The sequence below is a fragment of the Paenarthrobacter sp. R1 genome, assembly GCF_030264015.1.
Taxonomy (GTDB): domain Bacteria; phylum Actinomycetota; class Actinomycetes; order Actinomycetales; family Micrococcaceae; genus Arthrobacter; species Arthrobacter ureafaciens.
This window is the reverse complement of record NZ_CP127115.1, coordinates 2,760,645-2,775,768: the sequence shown is the minus strand read 5'-3', so window position 1 is coordinate 2,775,768 and position 15,124 is coordinate 2,760,645. Positions and strand designations below refer to the sequence as shown.

The window sequence follows — 15,124 nt, the reverse complement described above, 5'->3', positions numbered from 1 at the left end:
ATAGATGGACTAGAACGATCTAGAAGCCATCCCACAGGAGTCCCGTTGAGCTACCTCCACCACCCCGTCGCCGCAGACCAGCCCGTACGCGTTGCCTTGATCGGCGCTGGTTGGATCGGCAAATTCCACGCTGAGTCCATTGCCACGCGCATTCCAACAGCACACCTTGAAGCAATTACCGATCCAGTGCTTCCCGCAGTCCAGGAACTCGCTTCGAGGCTGGGAGTGCGGAAGATCAGCACCGACGTCCAGGATGTCCTCGCGGATCCGGACGTTGATGCGGTCCTCATAGCCGCACCCATGCGCTTCCACTCCGACCTCATCACGGCCGCTGCGCGCGCCGGCAAGGACGTCTTCTGCGAGAAGCCCGGCGGCGCCACCCTGGATGAACTCGACGCCGCCATCGACGCAGCGGCGAGTGCCGGCGTCGTACTCCGCTTCGGCTTCAACCGGCGCTACTCCAGCGACTTTGCGGCCGCCCGCAAACTGATCGACAGCGGCACAGTGGGGACCCCGCAATTGCTTCGCTCGCTGACGCGCGACCCCGGGACAGAGGCCGGCATCAGCAACCCTGAACGCATCGCGCCGGGAACCATCTTCCTGGAAACCCTCATTCACGACTTCGACACCCTCAACTGGCTCAACCCGGGCGCCGTGCCCGTGAAGGTTCATGCCGTTGCGGATGCCTTGGTGGCACCCGAGGCGAAGCCGGGCGGCCTGCTGGATACCGCCGTCGTGACCGTCACATACAGCAACGGCGCAATCGCAGTGGGGGAAGCCAATTTCAACGCCCTCTACGGCTACGACGTCCGCGGCGAAGTCTTCGGCTCCGCCGGCATGGTCACGGCGGGTTCGCCGCAGGCCACGAACGCCACCAGCTTTACGGCCGCCGGCATCGCCTCGGACACCACGCGGCTGAACATCACTCTGTTCCATGACGCATACACGGCCGAACTTGCGCACTTTGTGCACGACGTCGCCGTCCGGCGGGGCTATGCACCGGAAGGTACGACGGCGGCCACCGCGCCTGCCGCCGTCGCAGCGCCGGGTGGTGTGGACGCACGGAACGCGTTGGCTGTAGCGCTTGCTGCGTTCAAGTCCGCGGAAACCGGCCTGCCTGTGGAGATCTCCGACATTGCAGAGTTGCGGGCCGCCGAAGGTGCCGTGGAATTGCAGGCCTTCGTGGAATTGCAGGGAGCATGAGCTTCCGCCTGGCAGTCTGCGCAGAGATGGTCTACGGCGAGCTGCCCCTGATCGACCGGGTGCGCAGGATCCACGACCACGGCTTCGACGTGGAACTGTGGGACACCCGGGGACAGGACATCCCCGCCCTCGCCGCGACGGGAGCCCGGTTCTCGTCGATGAGTGGCTACTTCGGCGGCAGCGTCGTCGATCCTTTAAATGCCCATGAAGTGCTGGCCTCGGCAGAGAAGCTGATCCCCACCGCATTGGAGCTGGGGGTGGAACGAATGGTCGTCCACCCGGCGGAACTGGGCGAAGGTGGACGTGCCGTCCGGCCCACCCACCGGTCCACGGGAGAAATGTGGCTGACCGGGCTCCGCACGTTGGAGAAGCTCGGCGCCTTGGGCGAACAGCATGGCATCACGTTCGCCTTGGAGAACCTCAACACCACCCTTGACCACCCGGGTATCCCGTTGGCGCGGGCAAAGGACACCCTTGCGTTGGTGCGGGCAGTGGACCATCCGAACGTGAAGATGATGCTGGACCTCTACCACGCACAGATCGGCGAAGGGAACCTGATCGAACTGGTCCGTGCGGCCGGGCCGGACATCGGGGAGATCCAGGTGGCGGACGTTCCCGGTCGATTCGAGCCCGGGACAGGAGAAATCAACTACCCGGCCATCGCCAAGGCACTACGGGACGCCGGGTATGCGGGAGTGATCGGCATGGAGGCGGGTGCGATCGGCGGCCAGGGAGTCGAGGCAGGCGACGCAGCACTGTCGGCCTTCCGCGCCGCGTTCGCCTAACCCTGCCCCCACCCCTCCCAACTGGGTCGCATTTGTGCGCGTTCTGAGCCGTCAAAACGCGTGTGGAGTCTCATGACTTAATAGACAGTTCTGTCTCATGACTTCGTAGACACTCTGTCTCAGGACATCGTGGACACTCTGTCTCAGGACATCGTGGACACTTAGCTTGCGGGTTTGCTGCTATGCATGAGCAAACCCCAACCGGACATCAAGATCCGGCATGCTGTGGCAACGTGGTCCGAGGATTCGCCCAGAGGCGCGGTTACTGCGTTCTGCAGGAAGCACAATGTCTCCCGGGCCTGGTTCTACCGGGTCCGGGCGGCGGCTGCCGAGGTGGGGCCGGTGAAGGCATTGGAGAAAAAGCCCACGATTCCAAGAACCATGCCGGCCCTGACCCCACAGGCGATGATCGAGTTGCTGCTCGGTACCCGGGCGGAACTGCAGGAGAGCGGGCAGGACCACGGTCCGCTTTCTGTCATCGCGAAGCTCTCACGACAAGGCTTCACACCGCCCTCGCGTGCCACCGTGGCCAGGATCTTTTCCCGGGCCGGTGTCGTGATGCCCGAACCGCGGAAGAAGCCTCGAAGCGCCTACAAAAGGTTCGTCTATCCGCAACCCAACGCGTGCTGGCAAATCGACTCGACCGAATGGCAGCTCGCCAGCGGCAAGAAGGTAGCCATCTTCCAACTCATCGATGATCATTCGCGTTTGGCGCTGGCTTCCCTGGTCGCACCCGGCGAAACCAGCGCCGCCGCAATCGCCGTCGTTACCCAGGCCATCGAACGCCACGGAGCACCGCAGAAGTTCCTTTCCGACAACGGCTCGGCACTGAATCCCACCCGCCGCGGCCGCACCGGGGCCCTCGTGGAGTTCCTCAAAGCCAAAGGCATCGAACCGATAACGGGCAAACCCTACAAACCCACCACCCAAGGCAAGAACGAACGCTTCCACCAAACCCTGCACCGATACCTGCACAGGCAACTCCCGGCCCCTTCAATGGCTGCCCTGCAACTGCAGGTCGACGCTTTCGATCTCTACTACAACAACGAACGCGAACATCAAGGCCTACCCGCGGGAACGACGCCCTATGAGGCCTGGAACGCCACCCCGAAAACGCCCCCGCCAACCGTTCCTGAGCAAGTCACGCCCGCAACGGACAGGCAAAGCGCGCACCGAACAGTGAACCGGAACGGGTCCGTGACGATCCTAGGAACCCACTTCAAAATGGGCAAAGAACACACCGGCACCACCGTGCACATCATCTACGACGACACCACCATCATGTTCTTCGGAGCACAAGGCACCGAGATCATCACTCACCCCAGACCTCCGCACGGAACCACCTACGTCGGCAACGGAAAACCCTCAGGAGTCGTCGCAGACCCACAAGGCACCCGCAAGAAACGAACAAAGTACCCGCCCCGCAGAGGCCGACAAACAAAGTCCCAAGACGAAGTGTCCACACAGTCGTGAGACAACAACCGTCCACGAAGTCATGAGACATGAAGTGTCTACAAGGTCATGAGACATGACAAGCCGTCAAAACGCGCACAAATGCGACCTAGTTGGGTTAGTACTTGATGGGTTCCATGCGGCCGGAGCGCAGGGAGAGCGTGGCGGCCTCGGCGATGGCTTGGGCTTTCAGTCCGTCGTCCAGGGTCGGGATCGGGGCGGCACCGCCTTCGAGGGAGGACACGAACGCCGCCAACGCTGCGGCATACGTCGGTTGGACGCGTTCGAACCAGCCGGGGTGGAGGCCATCGTCCACCACGGACGCACCGGAGTACCGGGAGACTGCGCCGTTGCGGTGCCGGCGGGCTTCCACCATTCCCTCGGAGCCCATGATCTCGATCCGCTCGTCGTACCCGTACCCGGTGCGGCGCACGGAATCGATCTGGACCAAGGCCCCTCCGGGGAGCCGCAACGTGACCGCGGAGGTATCGACGTCGTCGTACTGCGCGATTCCCGGCTCAGCCAGAGCCGAACCCGTTGCGAAGACTTCCACCGGATCCAAGCCTGAAAGCCACCGCGCGAGGTCGAAGAAGTGGACGGTCTGGTCGCGCATCTGGCCGCCGGAGACGGCCACGTAGGACAGCGGCGGCATGGACGGTCCGCGGGAGGTGAGCTGGATGAGCTCCACCTTGCCGATCTCCCCCGAGTCCACCACGCGCTTGAGTTCGGCATAGTCGCGATCGAAGCGGCGGTTGAAGTCCACCATCACGGCCACGCCGCTCTGCTGCGCGAACGCCGCGGTTTCCCGGGCGCGGTCAAGGTCCAGGTCGATGGGCTTCTCACACAAAGCGGCAATTCCGACGGCGGCAGCCCGGCGCAGGTGTTCAGCGTGCGTATCGGTGGAGGAGGCGATAAAGACAGCATCGATCCGGGATGGGTCGAAAACTTCCTCAAGCGAGGTCGCGGCTACGGCTCCGTGCGCGACGGCGAGTGCCTCCGCCCGCTGCTGGTCAACGTCGTACACCAGGCGGAAATCGATGCCGGGGTGGGCGGCCAGGTTGGCGGCATGGACCGAACCGATGAAGCCGGCTCCCAGAAGGGCGAAACGGGGCATGTCAGGCAACTGCTTTCTCGAGGGCGAACGCGGGGACTTTCCACGCGGAATCGTCGTTGTGGGAGGCGGCGACGGCCTCAACGAACTGGACACCGACCAGGCCGTCAATGCCGGTCGGGAAGGAGAGATCACGCTCCGGGAGTGGCGTGGAGTCACGGCGGGCGCGCAGGGACTCGGCGAGGTCTGAGTAGAAGTTGGCGAAGGCCTCAAGGAAGCCTTCCGGATGGCCGAGGCCCACCCGGGTGAGCCGGGACGCGTCGTCGTGCAGTGTGCTGAGACCGTGAGTGAGGATGGTGGTGGCACCAGCGAGGTCCTGCACCTTGAGGTGGTGCGGATCCTCGTGCAGCCACTCGAGGCTGCCCTTTTCGCCGTAAACGCGGATGCGGAGGCCGTGGTTGTGGCCGGTGGCAGCCATGCTGGCCCACAGCCGTGCGGGGACGTTGCCGGTCAGCTCGAGTTCCACGGTGGCGTTGTCGAAGACGCGACGGTTGGGCACGAACGTTTGCAGCCGCCCGGACAGGCGCTCGGCTTCGAGGCCCGTGATGTAGCGCAGGAGGTGGAAGGCATGCGTACCCAGGTCGCCCACCACGCTCGGGAAACCGGCGATGTCCGGGTTGGTGCGCCAGCCGGCCTGCTTGTGGCCGAGTTCTTCGAGCGGCGTCGCCGCCCAGCCGGAGGCGTGTTCGACGTCGACAAACCGGATGGCGCCCAGCTCGCCCTTGCGGACCATCCGCGCGGCCTGGCGGACCATGGCGTAGGCGGAGTAGCAGTGCGGGACCGCGAGGATTGCATGGTTTTGGTCCGCGACCCGGACGAGCTCCGCAGCCGTGGCGGAGTCCTGGGTCAACGGCTTCTCGCACACCACTGAGATGCCCTTGTCCAGGAAGGCTTTGGCGAGCTGGAAGTGGCTGTCGTTGGGCGTAGCGATCACCACCACATCCACGCCGTCTTCGCGGGCCGCCTCAGCGGCTGCCATCTCCGCGACGTCAGCGTAGTTGCGGTCCGCGGCCACGCCAAGTTCGACGGCGACCTGCCGGGAATTGCTCCGGTCACGGCCGAAGCTCCCGGCCCGCAGGTCGTAGTGGCCGTCCAGCCGCATGGCGTAGCGGTGGGTCTTGCCGATGTCCGCCCCCGGCCCGCCGCCTACCATCCCGGCGACCAACTGCCGCGAATTCGGTGCACTCATTGAAGATCCTCATTGACTCTTTGGAATTTACTTGGACCGGTCCATAATGGAGTCATAAGCAGGGGCCCGTCAACCCCTAAGCTTGAAGGTCGAGCCGATTCCGCCGGACCGAGAGGAAGCAGCACCGTGACTGACACGCCAAACGTGGCGGCACCAAAACCCACCATCCGCGATGTGGCGAGTGCTGCCGGCGTTTCCAAATCCCTGGTGTCGCTGGTCCTGCAGGGATCCGCGAACGTGAGCGAGAGCCGCCGTCGTGCTGTCCTGGAGGCCATGGAGCAACTGGGTTACCGACCCAACCGCCTGGCCCAGCGCCTGTCCGGGCCGCGCAGCGGGACTGTTGGCGTGATGCTCAACGACATCCGGAATCCATGGTTCGTGGAGTTGCTGGAAGGGCTCACGGCATCGCTGCACGCGGCCGGGGTCTCTCCGGTCCTGGCCGACTCGTACACGGATAACCGCGTGGGCCGGAGCTCCGTGGAGACGCTGCTGGAACAGCGCATCGATGGCTTGGTGGTGGTGGGTACGACCCTCGAGTCCGCTGCGATCGAAGATGCCTCGCGGAACATTCCGGTGGTACTTGCCGGAACGCGCGAACCTGAACTTCCCGGGGTGGACATTGTGGTCAATGACGACGACGCCGGCGCCCGGCAAGCCACCGAGCACCTTTTGCACTTGGGTCACCGGAGAATCGCGCACCTGCAAGGGCCTGGCATCGTTGGCAGGCTGCGGCGGGAATCGTTCGAGCGCTCAATGCTCGACGCCGGACTGGAACCGGTGGTCGTGTCCGGCGGGGTAAGCGAGGAGTCGGCCTACGCGGCCGCAACCCGCCTGCTTTCGAGGCCGGGACGCCCTACCGCGATTTTCGCATACAACGACATCGCCTGCATCGGCGCATTATCGGCCGCGGATGACCAAGGGTTGGCTGTACCCGGGGACCTCTCACTGGTTGGCTACGACAACACCTACCTCGCCAAGATCCGCCATCTTTCGCTGACCTCCGTGGACAACGGCAACCTCGCGGTGGGCGTCGAGGCCGGAAAGTTCATCCTCGAACGGCTGACGACGCCCGATCTTCCGGCCCGCCTGCATCAGGTGCCGTCCCGTTTGCAGGTGCGTGGGTCCTCGGGGGACGCGCCCCGGGAGGGGTGACGCCGCCCGGGGCGGGTGGCACCCGGGGCCCTCCCGCCAAATCAATAAGTATGCTTACCATAGCCTCATGACTCAGCGAACGGTTTCGGATCTGATCGTGGAACGCCTCAAGGCCTGGGGCGTGGACAGGGTGTTCGGCTACAGCGGGGACGGCATCAACGGCTTCATGGGAGCACTCCGCCGCTCCGAGGGCGAGGTGGAATTCGTCCAGGCCCGGCACGAGGAAGCTGCGGCCTTCATGGCGGTGGGCCACGGCAAATACACCGGCGGGGTGGGTGTGGTCACTTCCACCCAGGGCCCCGGCGCAGTTCACCTGCTGAACGGCCTCTATGACGCAAAGATGGACGGCGTGCCCGTGGTCGCGATCATCGGGCAGCAAAGCCGCACGGTCCTGGGTTCTGCGTACATGCAGGAGATCGATCTCCTGACCCTGTTCAAGGATGTCGCCGCTCAGTTTGCCCAGCTGGCCAGCTCCCCCGAACAAGTCCCCATGCTGATCGACAGGGCGTTCCGCACCGCCTTGGAAACGCGGACTCCCTGCGTGGTGATCGTTCCCCACGACCTCCAAACAGCCGAAGCCCCGGAGCTCGAACCCGAGCACGGCATTGTGGTCACTGCCCCCGTTTGGCGCCCGGCCCGGGTAGTGCCGCGGGACGAGGACCTTGATGCCGCAGCGGAGATCCTCGCACAAGGCGAACGGGTGGCGTTCCTGGTGGGCCAGGGCGCCCGCAAGGCACAGAAGGAGGTGGTGGAACTGGCGGAACAACTGAATGCCGGCATTACCACCAGCCTTCTCGGCAAGCCCTATATGGACGAAACGCTCCCCTTTGCCACGGGCACCATGGGGCACCTCGGGACCACGGCGAGCGGCCATCTCCTGGAAAACTGCGACTCCCTGCTGATCGTCGGATCCAACGATCCCTGGACGGAGTTCTACCCCAAGCCCGGGCAGGCCAGAGCGGTGCAGATCGACATTGACGGGCGGAAGATCGCCAACCGCTACCCCGTCGAAGTCGGCTTGGCAGGCGACGCCGCCGAGACACTCCAACAGCTCGCTTCCCGGTTGGCTGCCAGGGGGCACGAAAAGGAGGCCGAACGCGCCCGGTGGCGTGCCGACGTCGAAGACCAGGTCCGCGCCTGGCGGAAGTTGTCGGCGGAACGCGCCGGGATTGCCGCGAGCCCGGTCAACCCGGAGCTGGTGGTCCGCGAGTTGAACGGCCGGCTCCCGGAGAACGCACAAGTAAGCGTCGACGTCGGAAGTTGCGTTTACTGGTACGCGCGCCAGCTGACCCTCCCGCAGGGAGTCCCGGCGCACCTTTCCGGAACCCTCGCCAGCATGGGTTGCGCCATCCCCTACGGCTTGGCTGCGAAGCTCGCCCACCCGGACCGGCCCCTGGTGGCATTGGCGGGTGACGGCGGCATGCAGATGCTGGGCGTTGCTGAGCTGATCACCGTGGCGCACCGCTGGCGGGACTGGGCGGATCCCCGTTTTGTGGTGTGCGTCTTCAACAACCGGGATCTCGCCGAGGTTTCGTGGGAGCAGCGCGAAACGGAAACCGAACCCCGCTTCAACGACAGCCAGGAGCTCCCGGACTTCCCGTTCGCCGCATATGCGGAGTTGCTTGGCCTGAAGGGTGTCTCTGTGGACGACCCCACACAGCTTGGCGCCGCGTGGGACGAAGTCCTGGCAGCGGACAGGCCGGCCGTGCTGGAAGTGCTGACGGATCCCAACACTCCCCTGCTGCCGCCCTTCCCCGCCGGTGAGCAGAAGCTCGAAGGCATGCAGTCGGCCTTGGACGAGGAAGGTGCGGACGGCACCCATGCCCGGAAGCTGTTGGATGCTTACGCGGAGGGAGAGGCCCGGTTGAGGGAAGGGTCCTAAAGAATCGAGGATCTTTGGGGCCAGCGCTTGCCTGGGCAAGTCCACACCCCGAAGGTCCTCTTGGGTGGAATCAGTGCTTCGGAAAGGCCGAGGAATTCGAAATCATAGGCCTGAGCTTCTTGTCCGAGTGGACCATGATGTGACCCCACGGCAATTGTGCAGCAGCCTCCCGCACAATTGCCCCATCGGGCCAAGTGGCCGCTAACGTGGCCATGTACTGGATTTGAGATTCTTTCCCAAAGGGGCCCACTTGTCCTAGCAAGCGGTTGGATCGCCGAACGGCAAGGAGGTTCCGGCGATGAGCCAGCGTGTACCGTCCCAGTGCATTGAGTACCGGATCCTCCAGTTCGAGCACGTTTGGTCCGTCCCGTGATAGGCATCGGCCGCGTCTTGGATGGTCTGAAGGTTCACATCGGCGCTCAAATCGTCCGCTGACGGGGCACCGGTGACCTTAGTGAGCTCTGCTTTTGTCCAGTAGGAGGAACCAAGATCCTTGCTCCATGTAGCAGCGTCCCCGAAAGTGGCCTGCAGCTCGGGGGCGAGGAGTTTGAACGCCGCGGTGTATGCGCCTTGATTGATGCCTTGACCGTGAAGGAGCAGGCTTTGACCTATGCTGCGGGCCTGGTCATGGTCCGCCGAGACGGTGAAGGGGAAGAACCCGGAATCTGGCGCCGGCGCGTTTCCGCAGTCCCTGAAGGCCACAGGCGTGGACCGTGATTTCCACTCGTTCACAGCCGCGGCAACACGGGGCGCCGTTACCGCGTAAGCGATGCCTTCGGCTCGGAAGTTGCCCCTGATTTCGGCTGTGACGACGACGCCGGCTACCTGTCCATCCTGGGTGATGAGCGGGCCTCCACTGTTGCCGTAATTGACTGCGGTATCTGTCTGGATGAGGTTCCTGAGAACTCCCTCTCCGGTATCTTGCTCGGCATCGAGGACGCTGACTGTTCCTTTGGTGAAGGTGAACGGGCGGCCTAGCGGAAATCCCAGTGCTGCAATGTCGGTGGCTACCGGAGGTTCGCTGGTTCTGAGTTGGAACTCATGTCCTTGGACCGGTTGGTCGGTTCTGACAAGAGCGATGTCCGCTATGTCATTGGTGCCTACAACGGTGGCGTTCACTGAGGTTCTGCCGAAAGCTACGCTGATCGCGGCAGCGTCCCGCACAACGTGCGCTGCAGTGACCACCAGGTTCGGTTCGATAAGGAACCCGGTTCCCGTACCGTCGTACTCACATGTGGTGACGAAGAGTTGGCCCACCCCCGATTGAACATCCGAGACGACCTCAGGCCACGCACTCGGCGACGCGGCGGCAGTTGTACTCGTCGCCGTGGTCGAAGTGGTCGGTGCGCTTTCGGTGGGCGTAGAGGTTGGACTGCTTGTCGGTGGCGAAGACTGCGGGGCGGTGCCGGATCCATTGGTGCAGCCTGTAGTAACCCACAGACACAGGCTTAGGGACGTGACAACCGCGCAACGGATGTAGGGGCTGGGTTTGCTGCTCATCAATTACCTCCCGAGGCTGAGAAGAACAGCTGCATGAGCAACCCTCTGTTGTGCCCGCTCCTGCAACTGCCCACAAAAAATATGAGTCGGGTAAGCCACCGTCAGATGCGCTTGATCATGGAGGGAAAACGGGAGACCTTCCCCATGATTCAAACCAACGGCCGTTTACTCGACTCGTGTCCCAGCAAGCACATCGTAACCCCTAAGGATCCTGTCAATCCGGAAGTGCGTTCGTGACGGGCGAGTTGACAGCGGATACGAGACCGGCGCCTGACGCACAAAAGCCGCCTGCCGCCGTCGTACTCTTCCCGTGAAGTACGACGGCGGCAGGCGGCTTTCGCGTTTGGGCGCCGCGTCAGGGCGTCAGGCAGGGACCTTTCCGGCCGCGATGACCTTGGGCGCTTCCGCGGCAGGTCCGCCGGGGACGCCCTGGGCGTAGAGCCAGTCGTTGTACTGGAAGTCGTTGTCCTTGCGGCTCTTGAAAAGCAGATTGCGGAGGGTACGGCCTATGCCGGAGACGTGCCACGATTCGCCCCAAACACGGGCTGTGCGCTGGACCCGGGCGGTGCGCTCCGCGCGGGCTTCGTTGAAGGCACGGATCGCTTCGTCCCAACCTGCCGGGTTGATGCCATCGTCAGTGAAAACCGTTCCGGCACTGGCATCCTGCAATACTGCGGCGTCTTCGAGGGCCTGGCATGCGCCTTGGGCGAGGTACTGGAGCATTGGGGGGCCGAGTCGCCCATCAGGACCATGCGGCCGGCAACCCTGTTTTCCACCGGATCGCGGTCATACATGGGCCAGCGGATGCCGGTGCCCAGTCGACGGCGAAATCCAGCAGCAGACCCCCCACCAATGACGTGGTGTTCACCCCGGAATTCCTGGTCTCCTACATCTCCACCATCATCACGCTGTACCCCGGCGATGTGATCGCCACCGGCACCCCCGGTGGCGTGGGCCACGCGCAGGAGCCCAAGCGCTACCTGCAGGAAGGCGAACTGCTGACCACCACCATCGAGGGCCTCGGCCAGTTGAACAACCGCGTGGTCAAGGAAGCCTGATGGTCGCCCGTCACGACCTAGCTGTAATTCCCACTGAGGTTGTGAACGCGGCTGATGGGGGTTTCGCCTCCGATGCCGGTATGGGTTCGGTGATGATTGTAATGGTGGAGCCATGCCGGGTAGGTGGCGGCGCGCTCCACTGACAACGGACACGGGAGTTCTCGCAGCTACTTCTACTCCCGTACTTTGACTGGCAGCGAGACGTGTTGATGTGGGACCAGTCGGCGCGATTGTGTTTGATAGGCGGCCTTCAGTTGCGGGGTGACGCGGATCCTTCCGATGCCGCCACCGAAGTCTGTGGAATTTGGGCTGTGCGTGTAGCTTCCGCTCTTCACATCCGCTTTTGGAAGTATCTGGCCAGGGGCGGCACCGCAACCACGGCGGTGACTGCCGCTCCAGCTGTCATGTATAAAATCTCTGCTTCTGGAAAAATCGCCCGGAGAATAAATGTCACGACAAGGCCAGCGACTAAGCCAGCAATACAGAGAAGAATCAGCTTTCGAAAGCCTCGTTCGTCCGCCATGTCGACCTCTCTGGTCACCTTGCTGTTCACCTTGGTAAGGAGACTCTCAGCGCGAGTTCAGCGTAGTGGCCCCATCCTACGCGGGCGAGTCTGAGTTCGCCCTCACTATCTTCACCAACCCTGGGTGCTGTCACGGTTGCTTTCTATCTCGAGATGGCTGATTTCAAAGCAGAGACGTATTGCGCATAGTTGGCTGACGAGTCGATGGCGTGGCGATCGATTGTAGCCGCGGAGTAGCCAAGTGCTTCGGCGATGATGGCAACGGGGGCGAGTTTGGTGAGTTCGTGAAGTGTTCCGAGCCTGGCTGCCCGACTACTGAAGGCCGTGCTGAGTCGTTGAGTGAGGGTTGAGGCTTGGATGTGCTGGCCGGGTGAGCCGCCTCGGAATACCCACTTGCTGTTGGGGTGCGCTGCTGTCTGGTGATGGGTTGGCGTGGCCGTGAGGTCTCGCCAGGGCTCATCGAGCGGTGGTGTAAGTGCGATTTCGACGGTTCCGAGGGTGATGGTGACGAGTTCCTCTGTCACTGTGACGTTGTCCCAGGTTAGTTGGACGATGTCGGAGACCTGCTGGCCGAAGACCAGGATGAGGATGGCTGCCGCGCGGTCTCTCGGGTTCATGTCAGTCGTGTGGCTGAGGTTGGCAACGATCTCGGTTTGAGCGGCCGCGTCGAGGCGCGGACTGGTGCCGCGGCGGTGAGGCTGCAGTTTCAGGGAAGGGTCGATGAGGTTGGTCCTGATTGCCCAGTCGAGAAAGCGTGAAGCGATACCACGTGTTGTGGGGCCTTCTGCCTGCCATCGGTCCAAGTGCGCCTGGTTCACTTCGGCGAGTTCGTTGCCCTGTTCGCTGAGCCAGTTCTGCAGTTCGATGGCGACGGTGACTGCCTGTTTGGCCTGCAGGAACGTTCCTCGGGTGACCTCGTCCATCTGGTTCATGCGGCGCAGGTGGTGCCAGCGAATGTATCGGCGGGTGATGTCGCGGTGGGCCGGACTGGTGATCCGGTCGAGGGCCTGCTCGGCCCAGTCGCTGAACCTTGCGCTGAGTTCATCGCGTCGCGGCAGCGCATTGTGTTCGACAAGTAGTCCGCGGACGTATTCGCGGGTGCGCGATGCCGGTAGTTCGTCGAGGCGGGCATGGGTGATCACAGGCTCGGTGGCGAGTTGTTGGAGGAACTCGGTGACGTGTGGCTGCTGGATCCAGGTGAGACCGCTGTTGGCGCGTTTCATGGACTTCAGCGCGGTGGCGACTGCCCGGAGCTCGGGGGAGGGCGGCTGGTTGTCCGGCGGGCTGAGGATCCGGTTGACGGTCATGGCAAGGATGCATGACCAGCATCGATTGCCTGAGTGGAGCTCGTCTTCTTTGCCGCACGCGATGCAGTCGACGTTGAGGCGGACGCCCGAGCACTTCCGGCAGGCCGACAGGGTGCCGACGCGACCGGGCAAGACCCCTTCGTGGCCGCAGGCGCAGACTCCGCGGGTTCTTTTGGCTTGCTGGTAGCAGTAGCCGCAGATTCCGCCGTCGGGCCAACGGACCGCGATTTTGTGGTGTTCTGCGCAGCGGGCGCAGGCTTCCGGCCATTTCGCAGGGTCGCCGGCTTTCCGGGGCCTAGTCATCTTCGTCCGGCGGCAGCACCCGGATCCGGCGGGCAATCGGCGCCCCGGGAGTGATGCCCAGGTCTTCTGGCCTCTTCGGGGCGTTGGCGGTCTTAGCGGCGCGCATCTGCACGTAGGGCTCGAAGAGGTCGTTCGGCGTGCATTCGAGGATGTCACAGAGTGCTGCGAAGGTCTGTGCGGGAATGCGTTCGGGTGTTCCGGTGACCAGGCGGTGGACTTGGGCGTTGGAGAGGTTGATGCCCCGGGCTTTGAGCAGGGGGAGCAGCTCGGTGGTCTTCCAGAGGTTGCGTTGGGCCATCAGTTGCCGGAGGTTCCAGCGGTAGCCGATCCGTCGCTGTTCAGCCATGGCTGTTCCCCTCGCCATCGCCGCTGCGTAGTCGCTGGGCGATCATTTTCTGGATGATCTTCTGTTTGAAGTCCGCCGACACGGAAGTATAGAGGGCCGTGGTGGAGGAGTAGCTGTGCCCGACCTGCTGCTGGATAAACAGAGGGTCGTAGCCGGCTTCGATCAGATGCGTCACGTACGAGTGCCTCAGCGTGTGAAGGGTCAGTTCTTCCGGGAGCCCCGCGATTTTCCTTACCCGCTGGAATGAACGGTCGAAGTTGCGGTGAACAGTCGAGCCGGAGCGCTCCGATGGCCACAGGCTGGCGGACCTGTCCGCGGTAGGGAATCTTTTGCGGCCGTCAGGGGAGAGCCAGTACTCAAGGAGTCCCACCACCCAATCGAACTCCGGGACGGTGAGCACGGTCCGGCGGCGGGGCCCTGAACCCTTGGTGCCCTTTGCCCAGCGCACCTGGAGCGCTCCGAAGCGGCCGAACTGTTCAACGTGCGGGTTGGGGCCGAAATCGACGTACTCAAGCATCACCAGTTCACGCCGACGCAGCCCGTAGGCATAGGCGACCTTGAACGCCGTCGAGTCCCTCAGCGCCGGCAGCCAGCGCTTTGAACCCTTGGCGAACTCGGTGTCGACCAGGTCGTCCGCGGCGTCAAAGAACGACTGCAGTTCGGTCCGTGTGAACGCCCGGCGGCGTGCCGGCACAGCATCATCGGTCGTGTGCCGGGGTGAGTTCCACTCGAAGACCACCTGTACCGGGATGTCGGAAAAGACCCGTTCGCAGAATGACGCCCAGCCATAGCGCCCGTCCGTCAGATAGGAACAGAACGCCCTGATGGCCCCGGAATTGGCCCTCAGGGTTGATAGCGCCAAGCCCTTCTCGGAGCTTCGCCGGTCAGCCAGGAACTCGTCCAAGTGATGCGCCGACCACGTCCACGGATACTCATTCGCGTGCTCCTGGAACCGCTGGATCGTTCCGCACGAGCTCTTGATGTACGACGTCGACAGGCCACGCGCCAGCATCTGAGCACGCCAGCCATCCAACATCGCCTCGAAAACACGATCCTCGGCACGCAGCAACCCGACATTCACATCGGTCAGAAAGACCGGAATCCGCCCAGGTTCGATACTCACAGACCAAACTGTACGCGAAAATCTCTCATCTAATGAGCGATTACGCCGCTAGCCCGCGCCATCACGCGAAGCCACTCGTTCATGCCCATCGGCTTCGGGGCCTCACTGCATTCGTCTGACCTGCATGAACACCAAAAAGCAATGTAGGACGAGTCCTCTCATCTACTTCTACTCGTCCCACTCAAACGCC

General features: G+C 63.4%; 13 protein-coding genes and 2 pseudogenes. 6 read left to right on the top strand and 9 right to left on the bottom strand.

Features of this window, described 5'->3' with window-relative positions; all coding sequences use genetic code 11:
* Positions 1-45: 45 nt before the first annotated feature.
* The 3 genes from QN084_RS13525 to QN084_RS13515 all read left to right on the top strand — a co-directional run bounded on the left by QN084_RS13525 (position 46) and on the right by QN084_RS13515 (position 3,461).
* Entirely contained in the window at positions 46-1,203 is a 1,158-nt protein-coding gene (locus QN084_RS13525) for a Gfo/Idh/MocA family oxidoreductase (RefSeq protein ID WP_069696100.1), read from the top strand.
* Positions 1,200-1,988: a TIM barrel protein gene (locus tag QN084_RS13520; RefSeq protein ID WP_069696101.1), complete on the top strand. Its 789-nt coding sequence runs from the start codon at positions 1,200-1,202 to the stop codon at positions 1,986-1,988. Before QN084_RS13525 ends, QN084_RS13520 begins: the two co-directional genes overlap by 4 nt.
* 186 nt (positions 1,989-2,174) lie before the next feature.
* Positions 2,175-3,461, top strand: a complete 1,287-nt coding sequence (locus tag QN084_RS13515; protein ID WP_062095146.1) for a DDE-type integrase/transposase/recombinase — start codon at positions 2,175-2,177, stop codon at positions 3,459-3,461.
* A 97-nt stretch (positions 3,462-3,558) separates the two neighbouring features.
* Here QN084_RS13515 and QN084_RS13510 read toward each other — a convergent pair whose 3' ends face one another.
* Complete coding sequence (locus QN084_RS13510; protein WP_069696406.1) at positions 3,559-4,554, bottom strand: Gfo/Idh/MocA family protein; 996 nt, start codon at positions 4,552-4,554, stop codon at positions 3,559-3,561.
* A 1-nt stretch (position 4,555) separates the two neighbouring features.
* Positions 4,556-5,740, bottom strand: coding sequence for a Gfo/Idh/MocA family protein (locus QN084_RS13505; RefSeq protein ID WP_069696407.1), 1,185 nt, complete (start codon positions 5,738-5,740; stop codon positions 4,556-4,558).
* Between the two features lie 126 nt (positions 5,741-5,866).
* On the opposite strand from QN084_RS13505, the gene QN084_RS13500 reads away from it, so the two are divergent.
* Both QN084_RS13500 and QN084_RS13495 read left to right on the top strand, forming a co-directional pair.
* Positions 5,867-6,892, top strand: a complete 1,026-nt coding sequence (locus tag QN084_RS13500; RefSeq protein ID WP_069696408.1) for a LacI family DNA-binding transcriptional regulator — start codon at positions 5,867-5,869, stop codon at positions 6,890-6,892.
* A 67-nt stretch (positions 6,893-6,959) separates the two neighbouring features.
* Positions 6,960-8,774: a thiamine pyrophosphate-requiring protein gene (locus tag QN084_RS13495; protein ID WP_069696409.1), complete on the top strand. Its 1,815-nt coding sequence runs from the start codon at positions 6,960-6,962 to the stop codon at positions 8,772-8,774.
* Positions 8,775-9,029: 255 nt separating this feature from the next.
* Here QN084_RS13495 and QN084_RS13490 read toward each other — a convergent pair whose 3' ends face one another.
* Entirely contained in the window at positions 9,030-10,274 is a 1,245-nt protein-coding gene (locus tag QN084_RS13490; RefSeq protein WP_069696410.1) for a S1C family serine protease, read from the bottom strand.
* Positions 10,275-10,637: 363 nt separating this feature from the next.
* A complete protein-coding gene (locus QN084_RS13480; RefSeq protein WP_310649537.1) occupies positions 10,638-10,997 on the bottom strand; it encodes an FAD-dependent monooxygenase in 360 nt (119 codons plus the stop codon).
* A gap of 94 nt (positions 10,998-11,091) precedes the next feature.
* On the opposite strand from QN084_RS13480, the pseudogene QN084_RS13475 reads away from it, so the two are divergent.
* Positions 11,092-11,332: pseudogene (locus QN084_RS13475) on the top strand (fumarylacetoacetate hydrolase family protein); the annotation flags it as partial.
* A 17-nt stretch (positions 11,333-11,349) separates the two neighbouring features.
* Here the strand turns inward: QN084_RS13475 and QN084_RS13470 are convergent.
* The 5 genes and pseudogenes from QN084_RS13470 to QN084_RS13450 form a co-directional block, all read right to left on the bottom strand.
* Positions 11,350-11,472: pseudogene (locus tag QN084_RS13470) on the bottom strand (IS481 family transposase); the annotation flags it as partial.
* A gap of 191 nt (positions 11,473-11,663) precedes the next feature.
* Complete coding sequence (locus QN084_RS13465) at positions 11,664-11,885, bottom strand: hypothetical protein (protein WP_069696870.1); 222 nt, start codon at positions 11,883-11,885, stop codon at positions 11,664-11,666.
* Between the two features lie 113 nt (positions 11,886-11,998).
* Positions 11,999-13,465, bottom strand: a complete 1,467-nt coding sequence (locus tag QN084_RS13460) for a site-specific integrase (RefSeq protein ID WP_069695977.1) — start codon at positions 13,463-13,465, stop codon at positions 11,999-12,001.
* Positions 13,458-13,811, bottom strand: coding sequence for a helix-turn-helix domain-containing protein (locus QN084_RS13455; RefSeq protein ID WP_014923526.1), 354 nt, complete (start codon positions 13,809-13,811; stop codon positions 13,458-13,460). Before QN084_RS13455 ends, QN084_RS13460 begins: the two co-directional genes overlap by 8 nt.
* Positions 13,804-14,934 (bottom strand): tyrosine-type recombinase/integrase, encoded by a 1,131-nt coding sequence (locus tag QN084_RS13450; protein WP_069695976.1) that lies wholly within the window; start codon positions 14,932-14,934, stop codon positions 13,804-13,806. The genes QN084_RS13455 and QN084_RS13450 overlap by 8 nt, the downstream gene beginning before the upstream one ends.
* Between the last annotated feature and the right edge of the window lie 190 nt (positions 14,935-15,124).

Coding starts and splice junctions, on each gene's coding strand:
- QN084_RS13495 (WP_069696409.1), top strand. CDS start 6,960: ATGACTCAGCGAACGGTTTCGGATCTGATCGTGGAACGCCTCAAGGCC.
- QN084_RS13505 (WP_069696407.1), bottom strand. CDS start 5,740: ATGAGTGCACCGAATTCGCGGCAGTTGGTCGCCGGGATGGTAGGCGGC.
- QN084_RS13520 (WP_069696101.1), top strand. CDS start 1,200: ATGAGCTTCCGCCTGGCAGTCTGCGCAGAGATGGTCTACGGCGAGCTG.
- QN084_RS13490 (WP_069696410.1), bottom strand. CDS start 10,274: ATGAGCAGCAAACCCAGCCCCTACATCCGTTGCGCGGTTGTCACGTCC.
- QN084_RS13455 (WP_014923526.1), bottom strand. CDS start 13,811: ATGGCTGAACAGCGACGGATCGGCTACCGCTGGAACCTCCGGCAACTG.
- QN084_RS13515 (WP_062095146.1), top strand. CDS start 2,175: ATGAGCAAACCCCAACCGGACATCAAGATCCGGCATGCTGTGGCAACG.
- QN084_RS13460 (WP_069695977.1), bottom strand. CDS start 13,465: ATGACTAGGCCCCGGAAAGCCGGCGACCCTGCGAAATGGCCGGAAGCC.
- QN084_RS13480 (WP_310649537.1), bottom strand. CDS start 10,997: ATGCTCCAGTACCTCGCCCAAGGCGCATGCCAGGCCCTCGAAGACGCC.
- QN084_RS13510 (WP_069696406.1), bottom strand. CDS start 4,554: ATGCCCCGTTTCGCCCTTCTGGGAGCCGGCTTCATCGGTTCGGTCCAT.